Below are 12,460 nucleotides of genomic sequence, written 5' to 3'. Positions count from 1 at the left end.
GATGGCCGGCGGCACTATGCCCGAGGCACGGCGCCGCCGCCACGCAGGGCGAGACCTACTCCACGATCAGGATGATCCGCCGCGAGCGCGGCTCCACCACCGCCGCCTCATTGCCGGGCAGGGTGACGTAGCGGTACTGGGAGAGGCCGGCGCCCGGCGCGTATCCGGCCTCGTCCAGCGTCTGGTAGCCCTCGTCGTCGTCGAAGTCCGCGCCGTCGCCCGGCTGGCCATAGTCCTCCTGCGCCACCGCCTGCCCGTAGCGGCCATAGGGCTCCGGGGCGGCACCGAAGCGGCGCAGGTCCACGTCGGGCGGCACCACCGCGCCCACCTCGGCGACGAAGCCGCCGGGGATATAGGCCGGCGGAACCGGGTGGCGGACCACATAGGTCTCGATGTAGCGCCGCTGCACCGGCGTGAAGGTCACATAGCCGCCGGGCACCGCCACCGTGGTCTGGGCGGCGGCGGGGGAGACGCCCCCGGCGACCACCAGCGGGAGGAAGGCGACAGCGACCAGACCGGACAGCATCACCGGACGCGCCCGGCCTCGAGAAAAAAGACCATTCGACAGGAGATGATTGCGCATGACGACAACTCCTCTTCCCGACCTCAGCACCGGGAAGGCATCGTCCGCGGGGATTCTGTCGGCATATGGCCGAAACCTGAGATGAAATATATAGTTACTACCTTGTTAAAACCGGCGTCAGGACAAGGGAAAGCCACCATGCCGCTGCCGCCTCTTCTTCAATCTGCCAAGATCACGTGCGCAAAGATCGTGGCGTCCGGGCGATGACGGGATCTGCGGCGGCAACGCCGGCTCCCCTCGAACTCCAGCCCGGCGCCCTCTGGTTCCGCGAGGCGCTGGACCGGGAGGCGCAAGCCCTGCTCCTCGCCGACATCCGCGCGGTGCTGGACGAAGCGCCCCTCTTCACCCCCACCATGCCGCGTTCGGGCCAACCCTTCTCTGTGCGCATGAGCAATTGCGGGCCGCTCGGCTGGGTGTCGGATGCCGCCGGCTACCGCTACCAGAGCTTCCACCCGGACACGCGCTGCCCCTGGCCGGCCATGCCGCCGCGACTGATGGAGCTGTGGGAGCGTCTCGCCGGCGGATCGGCGGCGCCCGAGGCGTGCCTCATCAATTATTACGCGCCGGACGCCCGCATGAGCCTGCACCAGGACCGCGACGAAGCCGACTTCACCGCGCCGGTGCTGTCGGTGTCGCTGGGCGATACCGCCGTCTTCCGTGTGGGCGGCGAAACGCGGCGGGGGCCGACGCGCTCCATCCACCTCTCGTCGGGCGACGTATTCCTGTTGTCCGGGCCGAGCCGCCTCGCCTTCCATGGCATCGACCGCCTGCTGCCCGGCACCTCCCGGCTGGTCGAGGAGGGCGGGCGATTCAATCTCACGCTGCGACGCGTCACCGCCGCGTGATCGGCCACTTTTCCGCCACGTCATTCACAGAAAAGCCGGATTGCCGCCGGACACAGGCAGACCGGCCCGCAGGCGAAGGCCCGCTTTGGCCGGGTTCCGCCGGAGCCCTCGATGCGCCTCGCCTTCACGTCCGTCTTCCTCTCCGCCGCCTTCGCCGTCCTCTTCGCCTTATCGCTGGCCGCCCCCGCCAGTGCGACCGAGGTGATGTATCCGCGCGGCTCGGCCCTTGGCCTCGTGCCGCCGCCGGGCATGGTGGAGAGCAACCAGTTCGCCGGATTCGAGGACGACGCGACGAAGTCCTCCATCCTGGTGGTGGACATGCCGGCCGATGCCTATGACCAGCTCCTGCCGGGCTTCAGCGCACAGGCCCTGAACACGCGGGGCGTGATCCTGGAAGACCGCGAGGACTTCCCCCTGAAGGACGCGAAGGCGGTCCTGTTCATCGGCCGCCAGACGGCCGGACCGGTCACGGTGCGTAAATGGGTGCTGCTGGTGGGCAGCGACAAGGGCACGGGCATCGTCACCGTGCAGGTGCCCGAGGCGGGCGCGTCCAGCTATCCCGACAAGGTGGTGCGCCAGGCGCTGTCCACCATCACATTCCGCGGCGTCGCCGATCAGGCAACCTCCCTGCCCTTCGCCGTCACCAACCTCGCCGGTTTCCGCCCCGTGCGGGCGCTGGGCGGCACGACGCTGCTGCTCACCGACGGACCGAAGGATGCGCTCGACGGCCCCGACCAGCCGGTGTTCGTCGTCTCCATCGCCGGCGGCGCGCCGCGCGACGACGAGCGCCGCCAGTTCGCCCTGCGCGCCCTTTCCACCATTCCCGGCGTGAAGGACCTCAAGCTCGACCGCGCCGAGCCCCAGCGCATCAACGGACAGGCCGGCTTCGAGGTGATGGCCACCGGCGCCGATGCCCGCACCGGCGTGCCCATCAAGGTGGTGCAGTGGATCCGCTTCGGACCCACCGCCTACATCCGCATGGTGGGCGTGACCAAGCTCGACGCCTTCCCCGACGTCTATGACCGCCTGCGCGCGCTCCGGGACGGCGTGGAGTCCCGCTAGGCGCGCATTGCGCCGGTACCACCCGCGGGATTACCCTTCGCGGTCACTGCCTCCGCCGAGGACCGCTCATGCCCATGTCCGGGCGCAAGGATGCGCCGAGGGAACCGCTGCCCGACAGTCCGCTCGCCGGCGCGCTTTCCCTGCCGGGGGCGGGGACGGACTTCGGCGCCATCGATGCGGACGAGGCGTGGATCGCCGTCATCCGCAAGATGGACGAGACCTATGCGGAGCTGGTCCGCCAGCAGGTGGAGCTGGAGGCCAAGAACACCGCGCTGGAAGAGGCGCAAGGCTTCATCGCCGGCCTCCTCGGCTCCATGACCGACGTGCTGGTGGCGTGCGACCTCTCCGGCCGGGTGGAGCAGGTGAACCTCGCCGCTGAGCGCGCCTTCGGCCTCAGGGCCGACGCCCTCCTCGGCCGTTCCCTGTCCGATCTGCTGGACCCCTCATCCGAAACCACGGCGGCCGACGTGCTCGCCACCGTCGCCCGCCGCCAGCGCATCGCCGACCGGGAATTTACACTGGCGACGCCGGACGGGCCGCTCGCCATCGCGGTCAACGGCGCACTGAGGTTCGATCCGCGCGGACGGGCGGTGGGCATCGTGCTGGTGGGCCGCCCCATCGGCGAGCTGCGCGCCGCCTACGGCGCCCTAGCCAAGGCCCATGAGCACCTGAAGCGCACCCAGCAGCAACTGGTCCATGCGGAGAAGATGGCCTCCCTCGGCCGCCTCGTGGCCGGCGTCGCCCATGAGCTGAACAACCCCATCTCCTTCGTCTACGGCAATGCCCATGCGATGAAGCGCTACGCCGAGCGGCTGATCGCCTATCTCGATCAGGTGCATGCGGGGGCCGATGCCGCGACCCTCGCCAAGGCGCGGGGCGAATTGCGCATCGACCGGGCGCTGTCCGACATTCCCGCCACCCTCTCGGGCATGCTGGAGGGCGCCGAACGGGTGCGCGACATCGTGGCGGACCTGCGCCGCTTCTCCTCCGACCGGCGCGAGGCGCGGGAGGTGTTCGACCTCGCCGGCGTGGTCCGCTCGGCGGTGGACTGGGTGGCCAAGTCCCAGATGCCGGACCTGCCCATCACCGTCGCCGTGCCCGAGGGGCTGGAGGCGGTGGGCCATCCCGGCCATATCCATCAGGTGATGATGAATCTCGTGCAGAATGCCGTGGACGCCATGGAAGGCCGCCCCGACCGCCGGCTGGAGATCACTGGCACCCGCTTCCAGACCCCGGACGGGCTGCAGGTGGCGGTGCGGGTGCGCGATACCGGGCCGGGCATTCCCGACGCGCTCATGGACCGCATCTTCGACCCCTTCTTCACCACCAAGGCCGTGGGCAAGGGCACCGGCCTCGGCCTCTCCATCTGCTATCGCATCGCCGAAGAGCACGAGGGACGGCTCGAAGCCGCGAACCATCCGGACGGCGGCGCCATCCTCTCCCTCGTACTTCCGGCGGCGCCATGATGCGGGACCTGAACGCGCCCTTTACCGTGCTCTGGCTGCAATCGGGCGGCTGCGGCGGCTGCACCATGTCGCTGCTGTGCGCCGAGGCGCCGGACCTTGCCGCGACCTTGGCCTCCGCCAACATCCGCTTCCTGTGGCATCCGACCCTCTCGGAGGAGACGGGGGACGAGGCCATCGCCGTGTTCGAGGCGGTTCTGTCCGGCGACATCCGGCTCGATGCCCTGTGCATCGAGGGCGCGCTGCTGCGCGGGCCGAACGGCACCGGGCGCTTCCATACGCTCGCCGGCACCGACACGGCGACCATCAACTGGGTCCGCCGGCTCGCGGCGGTGGCCGAGCATGTGGTGGCGGTGGGCACCTGCGCGGCCTATGGCGGGGTGACGGCGGCCGGCGTCAATCCGGCCGATGCCTGCGGCCTGCAATATGACGGGAGGCGACCGGGTGGCGCATTGGGCGCCGATTTCCGCGCCCGTGCCGGCCTGCCGGTCATCAATGTCGCCGGCTGCCCGACCCATCCCAACTGGGTGACGGAAACGCTGATGCTGCTCTCCGCCGGCCTGCTGCACGGCGGCGACCTCGACAGCTACGGACGCCCGCGCTTCTACGCCGATCACCTCGTGCACCACGGCTGCCCGCGCAACGAATATTACGAATACAAGGCCAGCGCCGAGAAAATGAGCGACCTCGGCTGCATGATGGAGCACCTCGGCTGCCTGGGCACCCAGGCCCATGCGGACTGCAACACCCGCCTGTGGAACGGCGAGGGCTCCTGCACCCGCGGCGGCCACGCCTGCATCAACTGCACCGCGCCCGAGTTCGAGGAGCCGGGCCACGCCTTCATCGAGACGCCGAAGATCGGCGGCATCCCCGTGGGCCTGCCCACCGACATGCCCAAGGCCTGGTTCATCGCCTTGTCGTCCCTCGCCAAGGCGGCAACGCCCGAACGCCTGCGCCGCAATGCGGTGAGCGATCATGTCGTCACCCCGCCCGCCGTCCGGGACATCAGGAAAAGATGAGCGAGGGCACGAAACGGCTCGTGGTCGGCCCCTTCAACCGCGTGGAGGGCGACCTGGAGGTGCGCCTCGACGTGGCGAACGGCGCCGTGAAGCAGGCCTTCGTCTCCTCGCCTTTGTTCCGGGGGTTCGAGCGCATTCTGGAGGGGCGCGATCCGCGCGACGCCCTCGTGATCGCGCCGCGCATCTGCGGCATCTGCTCGGTGTCGCAATCCCATGCGGCGGCGCTGGCGCTGGCGGGGCTGGAGGGCGTGGTGCCCACCGATAACGGGCGCGTCGCCACCAACCTCATCCTCGCCACCGAGAATCTGGCCGACCACCTCACCCATTTCCACGTCTTCTTCATGCCGGACTTCGCCCGAGCGGCCTATGCGGACCGGCCGTGGTTCGCGGAGGCCGAGCGCCGGTTCAAGGCGGCGCACGGGCTGAGCGTGCGCGAGGCCCTCGCCACCCGCACGACGCTGCTGCACGTCATGGGCCTGCTCGCCGGCCGCTGGCCGCACACCCTGGCACTCCAGCCCGGCGGCGTCGCCAAGGGGGCGGACGCGCGGGACAAGATGCGGCTCTTGGCCACCCTCGGCTCCGTGCGCGCGGACCTTGAGGCCCGCCTCTTCGGCGCGCCGCTGGAGCGCGTCGCGGCGCTGGCCGACGCGGAAGAGCTGGACGCCTGGCGCCGGACGGGGCCGGACGGTGATTTCCGCCTGTTCCTCACCATCGCCGAAGACCTCGGCCTCGCGGCACTCGGCCGGGCCGACGACCGCTTCCTCTCCTACGGCGCCTATCCGCAGCAGGAGGGTCGGCTCTATGCGGCCGGCACCTTCGCGGGCGGCCGCCTCGGCTCGGTCGACACCTCGGCCATCGCCGAGGATCATTCCTTCGCCCGCATGGAGGGGCGGGAGGCGCCCCATCACCCGTTCGAGGGCTCGACTTTTCCCGACGGCGCCGACGAGACCGGCTACACCTGGTGCAAGGCACCGCGCCTCTCGGGCCTGCCCTTTGAGACCGGCGCCTTCGCCCGGCAGGTCATCGCCGGCCAGCCGCTCGCCCGCGACCTCGCGACCAAGGAGGGCGCCAATGTGCGCTCGCGCGTTGTCGGCCGGCTGGTGGAGACCGCGCGCACGCTGATCGCCATGGAGAACTGGGTGAGGGCCTTGAAGCCCGGCGAGCCCTGGTGCGCGCAGGGCGCCCTGCCCCAGGCTGGCCGCAGCTTCGGCCTCACCGAGGCGGCGCGCGGCGCGCTCGGCCACTGGATGGTGGTGGAGCGCGGCCGCATCGCCCGCTACCAGATCATCGCCCCCACCACCTGGAACTTCTCCCCCCGCGACGCCTCCGGCCAGCCCGGACCGCTGGAAACCGCCCTCGTCGGCGCGCCGGTGCGGCAGGGCGAGACGACGCCGCTCGCCGTGCAGCACATCGTGCGCTCGTTCGATCCCTGCATGGTCTGCACGGTGCATTGAGCGGCCATGGAAGGGGCGGGCATCGCGGGCGAGACCATCGAGATTTCCGGCATCGTGCAGGGTGTGGGCTTCCGGCCCTTCGTCTATCGCCTCGCCTTGCGCCTCGGCCTCGACGGCACAGTGTCCAACGCCGGCGGACGGGTGCTGATCCATGTGGGCGGCCCGCGCACGGCTCTCGAAGCCTTCGCCGCGGCTCTGGTGGCCGAGGCGCCGCCGCTAGCGCGCATCGAGCGGGTGGAGCGCCGTCCGGCCGCCGTGCCTGAGCCCGGATTCCGCATCGTGGAGAGCGGGGCCGGCACGGTCTCCATCGGCGTGGTGCCTGACGTGGCAACCTGCCCGGCCTGCCGTGCCGAGATCGCCGATCCCAACGCCCGGCGGCATCGCTACGCCTTCACCAATTGCACGGATTGCGGCCCGCGCTTCTCCATCGTCGCCGGCCTGCCCTATGACCGGCCGGCGACCACCATGGCCGGCTTTCCCATGTGCCCGGCCTGCCGCGCGGAATACGAGAACCCTGCCGACCGGCGCTTCCACGCCCAACCCATCGCCTGCCCCGCCTGCGGCCCGCGCCTGTGGCTGGAGCGGGAGGGGACGGAGATCGCCTCCGCCGATCCCATCATCGATGCGGCCGAACTGCTGCGGTCGGGCCATATCCTCGCGGTGAAGGGCATCGGCGGCTTCCACATCGCCTGTGACGCCACCGATGCCGCGGCCGTCGCCACCCTCCGCGCGCGCAAGCACCGCCCCACCAAGCCGCTGGCGGTGATGGCGGACCTCCCCACCGCGCACCGTCTCTGTGTCATCTCACCGGAGGAAGAGGCGGCACTGCGCGCCCCCTCCGCGCCCATCCTGCTGCTGCCGCTCCGGCCGGAAGCGGGCCTCGCCCCCGGCCTCGCACCGGGCCAGAGCCATCTCGGCCTGATGCTGCCCTATACGCCGCTGCATCATCTGCTGATCACGGCGACCGGCCGCCCGCTGGTGATGACCTCCGGCAACTGCTCCAGCGAGCCGCAGATTTTTCGCGATGACGAGGCCCGTGCCGGCCTTGCCGGCATCGTGGACGGCTTCCTCATGCACGACCGCCCCATCGCCCGCCGGCTGGATGACAGCGTGGCGCGCTTCGCCGCCGGCGGACTGCGCGTGATGCGGCGCGGGCGGGGCCTTGCGCCGCTTCCCCTCGCGCTGCCGGAGGATTTCGAGGGGGCGCCGCCGGTGCTCGCCATGGGCGGGGAATTGAAGAGCGCGCTCTGCCTCACCCACAGCGATCGCGCCCTCCTCTCCCACCATCTGGGCGACCTCGACGAGCCGGCCACGGGCGATGCCTTCGAGACCGCTTTGGCTGACTATGCCGCCCTCTTCGCCCATGTGCCGCAGGTGATCGCGGCGGACCTCCACCCGGACTATCGCGCCAGCCGCCTCGCCGCCGCCCTCGCCGAGGCGCTCGGGCTCAAGCTGGAGAGCGTGCAGCATCACCATGCCCACATCGCCGCCGCCATGGCCGAGACCGGCTGGCGGCGCACGGACGGCAAGGTGGTGGGCATCGCCCTCGACGGGCTGGGGCTGGGCGACGACGGCACCGTGTGGGGCGCCGAGGTGCTGGTCTGCGACTATCGCGAGAGCCGGCGCATCGCCCGCCTCTCCCCCATCCAACTCGCCGGAGGCGATGCCGCGAGCCGCGAGCCGTGGCGGGTGCTGCTCGCGCACCTCGACCGGGCGCTCGGCCGCGCCGTCGTTGATGGCGACGCCAGCCTCGCCGCGCTGTTTGCCGGAAAGCCGGTGCCGACCCTGCGGGCGATGATGGACAAGGGGCTCAATGCCCCCCTCGCCTCCTCCGCCGGCCGGCTATTCGATGCCGTGGCCGCCCTCCTCGGCCTCGCGCCCGACCGGCTCTCCCACGAGGGCGAGGCGGCCATGGCGCTGGAGGCCGTCGCGGCGGGGGAGGCCGCGCCCTACCCGTTCGCCATCTCCGCGCAGGATGACCTCATCGAGATCGATCCCGCCCCGCTCTGGCGCGCCCTCCGCGCCGACCTTGCCGCCGCCCGGCCGCTCCCGGATATGGCCGCCGCCTTCCATGCCGGGCTTGCCGAGGCCTTCGTCTCCGTCGCGGCGCAGGCGGCAGACGAGGCCGGTACCCATGCCGTCGCCCTCTCCGGCGGCGTGTTCCAGAATGCCCGGCTGCTGGAGGAGACCGCCGCCCGGCTGCGCGCGCGCGGCCTCACCCCTCTCATCCCCGCCGAGGTGCCGGCCAATGACGGCGGCCTCGCCTTGGGGCAGGCGGTGGTCGCTGCGGCGCGACATATGGCGTGATGCCATGCGGGCGGAGCCGTTCCCGTCCGGCGCGGGCGGGACTATGGTGGGGTCATGACCACGCCCCATCGTCCGCACCCGCACAGCCGCCCCGAAGGCCGCGCCGCAGGTGTCGTGAAAACCTTCCTCCTCGCCGGCTCCACCCTGCCCGCCCCCGGCCTTGCGCCGGGCCTGCACGTGGTCGCGACGCCCATCGGCAACCTCGCCGACGTGACGGTGCGCGCGCTGGAAACCCTGGCGGCGGCCGACGTGATCGCCTGCGAGGACACCCGCATCTCCCGCCGGCTGCTGGACCGCTACGGCATCCAGACCCACCTCATGGCCTATCACGACCACAACGGCGCCAGCGCCCGGCCGAAGCTGCTGGCCCGCCTCGCCGCCGGCGAGCGTGTGGCGCTGATCTCGGACGCGGGAACGCCGCTGGTGTCGGACCCCGGCTTCAAGCTGGTGGTGGAGGCGGCGGAGCTGGGCTTCCCCGTGCATCCCGTGCCCGGCGCCTCGGCTTTGCTCGCGGCCCTTGTGGCGGCGGGCCTGCCCACCGACTGCTTCCTGTTCGACGGCTTCCTGCCGCCCAAGGCCGGCCAGCGCCGCAATCGCATCTCCGCCCTCGCCGCCGTGCCGGGCACCCTCGTTTTCTATGAGACCGGCCCCCGCCTCGCCGAGAGCCTCGCCGACCTTGCCGACGTGCTCGGCCCGCGCCGTGCCGCCGTGTGCCGCGAGTTGACCAAGGCGTTCGAGGAGGTGCGGCGCGCCGATCTGCCCACCCTCGCCGCCCACTATGCGGACGCCGACGACCCCAAGGGCGAGATCGTCCTCGTCATCGGCCCGCCCCTGGAAGAGGTGGCCGGCGATGCGGACGTGGACGCGGCGCTCCTGCGCGCCCTCAAGGATACGTCTCTGAAGGATGCCGTCGCGGTCGTCGCCGGCGCCACCGGCCGGCCGAAGCGCGAGGTCTATGCCCGCGCCCTCGCGCTCGCGCAGGCGCGTGGAGACGAAAAGCCCGGGGACGCCGACGCGGATGCCTGAGACGCCGGCCGGCCCTCCACCCGACGCGGGCAAGCTGCGCCGCCGCGCCGCCCACGCTCGCGGGCTCGCGGGGGAGGAACGCGCCGCGACCCTGCTCGGCGCCCACGGTTTCCACGTGCTCGGCCGGCGGGTGCGCACCAAGGCGGGCGAGATCGACCTCATCGCCCGGCAGGGCGACCTCCTCGTCTTCTGCGAGGTGAAGCTGCGGGCGCGGCTCGACGATGCCGCCTTCTCCCTCCAGCCGCGCCAGCGCCGGCGCATTGCGGCGGCCGCCGAGGCCTACCTCGCCGAGCACCCGGAGCTTTCAATGCTGAACATGCGCTTCGACGCGGTGCTCCTCGCCCGCACGGGCGAGGCCGAGCACCTGCCCGGTGCTTTTGAAATGGAGTTCTGAGCCGAGTGGCGGCGCGCGCCGCCCGGCTATAGATAAAGCCGAGACAGCGAGGCCCAATCGGGCCAGCGGGAGATTGCCATGACCCTGAAGGTCGCGGTCCAGATGGACCACATTGCCAGCATCAATGTTCAAGGGGATTCCACCTTCGCCCTCCTTCTGGAGGCCCAGCGGCGGGGACATGCACTGTTCCACTACACGCCCGACCGCATGGCCATGCGCGACGGCCAAGTGTTCGCGGCCGTGGAGCCGCTGACCGTGAAGGACGAGGCCGGCGCCCACTTCACCCTCGGCGCGCGCGAGCGCATTCCCCTCACCGAGATGGACGTGGTGCTGATGCGCCAGGACCCGCCCTTCGACATGGCCTATGTGACGGCGACCCACCTTCTGGAGCGCATTCACCCGAAGACTTTGGTGGTGAACGACCCCGGCCACGTCCGCAACGCGCCGGAAAAGATCTTCGTCACCGAATTTCCGGACCTGATGCCGCCGACCCTGATCTCCCGCGACCTCGCCGAGATCAAGGCCTTCCGTGCCGAGTTCGGCGACGTGGTGATGAAGCCGCTCTACGGCAACGGCGGCGCGGCGGTGTTCCGCCTCACCGCCGACGACCTCAATTTCGGCTCGCTCTACGACCTCTTCTCCGCCACCTTCCGCGAGCCGTGGGTGATCCAGCGCTTCCTGCCGGCGGTGAAGCACGGCGACAAGCGCATCATCCTGGTGGATGGCGAGGCGGCCGGCGCGGTGAACCGGGTGCCGAGCGAGGGCGACTTGCGCTCCAACATGGTGCGTGGCGGCGCGGCGCGGCCCACCGACCTCACCGACCGCGAGCTGGAAATCTGCGCCCGCATCGGCCCCTCGCTGCGCGAGAAGGGGCTCATCTTCGTCGGCATCGACGTGATCGACGGCAACCTCACCGAGATCAACGTGACCTCCCCCACGGGCCTGCGCGCCATCAAGCGCCTGGGCGGGCCGGACATCGCGGCGCAGATCTGGGACCGCATCGAGGCCCGCCGCGCCGCCTGAGGCCACCGTCTAATCGAGACCAACGCGGCGGCGCCCTCGGCCCGCCGCGCGAACCGCCGTGCGGCTGCGGGCGTTATCCGTCAGGACGCACCCCCGGACATCACAGGACCGACCATGGGACAGCCCTTCACCGCCTCCATCCCCCACCGCCTCGGCAAGGCCGAGGCGACGCGGCGCCTCCAGGCGGGGCTGACCGGCGTGCGCGACCGCTTCTCGCGCCACATCTCCATCCTGGAGGAAACCTGGACCGGAGAGCAGCTGGACTTCCGCATCGCCGCGCTGGGACAGACGGCGAGCGGCAAGCTTCAGGTGGCGGACGACGCGGTGCACCTCTCCGTGGAGCTGCCCTTCATGCTGGATCTGGTCGCCCGCAAGGCGAAGGACCTCATCCAGAAGCAGGGCCGCCTGATGCTGGAGAAAAAGTAGGCCCGTTCAGGCCGTCTCCAGCTCCAGCGTCAGCGTGTCGATGGAGAAGGAGCCGTCCGGCTCGAACTCGAAGTGGGATGCCACGTCCGCGCTGGCGCCCGCCATCAGCGAGCGGATGGCGGCGACATGCAGCTCCGGCGTGCGGATGCGCGCCACCCAGGAGGCGAACTCCAGCCTGAGGCGCCGGTGCGCCGTGCGCACCACCCGGTACCCCGCCTCCTCGGCGATGCGGCTCCATTCGGAGGCGCTGTAGTCCCGTCCGTGGGAGGGATCGCGCAGCAATTCCACCGTCTGCAGGAAGGTGTCCGCCACCGGCCATTCGGGGGTGATCACGTCCATCATGACCACTTGGCCGCCCGCCTTCACCACTCGCCGCACCTCGGCAAGGGCCTGCGGCACATTCCGCCAGTGGTGCGCGCTGTAACGCGAGGCGACCATGTCGAAGTTGCCGTCGGCGAAGGGCAGGCGCTCAGCGACGCCCTGCCGCGTGGCGATGTTCGCAAGCCCGCGTGCCTTCGCCTCGGCAGCGACGGCGCCCAGCATGTCCTCGGACAGATCGTAGGCCACCACCTCGCCCGCGAACGGCGCGGCGGTGAAGCTCACATGCCCACCGCCGCAACCGAGATCGAGCAACCGGGCGGGCCGCGCCTCTTCCACGAGGGCCTTGAGCGCATCGAGATCAGCACCCCGCGCATGCACAGCGCTCGCCACATAGGCGGCGGCCTGCGGGCCGAACATCTCGACCACATGGGCCTCGTGACTGCGCGCGCCTGCACCTTCGGCGGCCATGGCTGATCTCCCCGATCCTCTTGCTACCTCCAGCATAACCGGGGCTGCGTTTGACGCAAGCACGATTGT

General features: G+C 71.1%; 12 protein-coding genes. 10 read left to right on the top strand and 2 right to left on the bottom strand.

Going from position 1 to position 12,460, the window contains the following annotated elements; translation table 11 throughout:
* Positions 1 to 55: 55 nt before the first annotated feature.
* The gene (locus EJ105_RS20375) at positions 56 to 526 is read right to left on the bottom strand and encodes a hypothetical protein (RefSeq protein ID WP_250167775.1); all 471 of its coding nucleotides are present in this window, start codon (positions 524 to 526) and stop codon (positions 56 to 58) included.
* Positions 527 to 786: 260 nt separating this feature from the next.
* Here EJ105_RS20375 and EJ105_RS20370 point away from each other — a divergent pair, with 260 nt between their 5' ends.
* The 10 genes from EJ105_RS20370 (at position 787) to EJ105_RS20325 (ending at position 11,602) form a co-directional block, all read left to right on the top strand.
* Positions 787 to 1,428 (top strand): alpha-ketoglutarate-dependent dioxygenase AlkB family protein, encoded by a 642-nt coding sequence (locus EJ105_RS20370; RefSeq protein ID WP_250167774.1) that lies wholly within the window; start codon positions 787 to 789, stop codon positions 1,426 to 1,428.
* A 111-nt stretch (positions 1,429 to 1,539) separates the two neighbouring features.
* Positions 1,540 to 2,490 carry a hypothetical protein gene (locus EJ105_RS20365; RefSeq protein WP_250167773.1) on the top strand — a complete coding sequence of 317 codons (951 nt, stop codon included), beginning with the start codon at positions 1,540 to 1,542 and terminating at the stop codon, positions 2,488 to 2,490.
* A gap of 68 nt (positions 2,491 to 2,558) precedes the next feature.
* Positions 2,559 to 3,956 (top strand): sensor histidine kinase, encoded by a 1,398-nt coding sequence (locus EJ105_RS20360; RefSeq protein ID WP_250167772.1) that lies wholly within the window; start codon positions 2,559 to 2,561, stop codon positions 3,954 to 3,956.
* Positions 3,953 to 4,972, top strand: a complete 1,020-nt coding sequence (locus EJ105_RS20355; RefSeq protein ID WP_250167771.1) for an NADH-quinone oxidoreductase subunit B family protein — start codon at positions 3,953 to 3,955, stop codon at positions 4,970 to 4,972. Before EJ105_RS20360 ends, EJ105_RS20355 begins: the two co-directional genes overlap by 4 nt.
* Entirely contained in the window at positions 4,969 to 6,426 is a 1,458-nt protein-coding gene (locus EJ105_RS20350) for a nickel-dependent hydrogenase large subunit (RefSeq protein WP_250167770.1), read from the top strand. The genes EJ105_RS20355 and EJ105_RS20350 overlap by 4 nt, the downstream gene beginning before the upstream one ends.
* Positions 6,427 to 6,432: 6 nt before the next feature.
* Positions 6,433 to 8,733 (top strand): carbamoyltransferase HypF, encoded by a 2,301-nt coding sequence (hypF, locus tag EJ105_RS20345; protein WP_250167769.1) that lies wholly within the window; start codon positions 6,433 to 6,435, stop codon positions 8,731 to 8,733.
* Positions 8,734 to 8,787: 54 nt separating this feature from the next.
* Positions 8,788 to 9,759 carry a 16S rRNA (cytidine(1402)-2'-O)-methyltransferase gene (gene rsmI / locus EJ105_RS20340; protein ID WP_250167768.1) on the top strand — a complete coding sequence of 324 codons (972 nt, stop codon included), beginning with the start codon at positions 8,788 to 8,790 and terminating at the stop codon, positions 9,757 to 9,759.
* Positions 9,752 to 10,153, top strand: a complete 402-nt coding sequence (locus tag EJ105_RS20335) for a YraN family protein (RefSeq protein WP_250167767.1) — start codon at positions 9,752 to 9,754, stop codon at positions 10,151 to 10,153. The genes rsmI and EJ105_RS20335 overlap by 8 nt, the downstream gene beginning before the upstream one ends.
* Before the next feature lie 78 nt (positions 10,154 to 10,231).
* The gene (gene gshB / locus EJ105_RS20330) at positions 10,232 to 11,176 is read left to right on the top strand and encodes a glutathione synthase (protein WP_029556470.1); all 945 of its coding nucleotides are present in this window, start codon (positions 10,232 to 10,234) and stop codon (positions 11,174 to 11,176) included.
* A gap of 114 nt (positions 11,177 to 11,290) precedes the next feature.
* Positions 11,291 to 11,602 carry a polyhydroxyalkanoic acid system family protein gene (locus EJ105_RS20325; RefSeq protein ID WP_024281266.1) on the top strand — a complete coding sequence of 104 codons (312 nt, stop codon included), beginning with the start codon at positions 11,291 to 11,293 and terminating at the stop codon, positions 11,600 to 11,602.
* Between the two features lie 6 nt (positions 11,603 to 11,608).
* On the opposite strand, the gene EJ105_RS20320 is transcribed toward EJ105_RS20325, so the two are convergent.
* Complete coding sequence (locus EJ105_RS20320; protein WP_250167766.1) at positions 11,609 to 12,391, bottom strand: class I SAM-dependent methyltransferase; 783 nt, start codon at positions 12,389 to 12,391, stop codon at positions 11,609 to 11,611.
* Between the last annotated feature and the right edge of the window lie 69 nt (positions 12,392 to 12,460).

The sequence above is a fragment of the Xanthobacter aminoxidans genome (assembly GCF_023571765.1).
GTDB classification, from domain to species: domain Bacteria; phylum Pseudomonadota; class Alphaproteobacteria; order Rhizobiales; family Xanthobacteraceae; genus Xanthobacter; species Xanthobacter aminoxidans.
The sequence above is the reverse complement of the archived record's forward strand: the minus strand, read 5'-3'. Positions and strand labels throughout refer to the sequence as shown.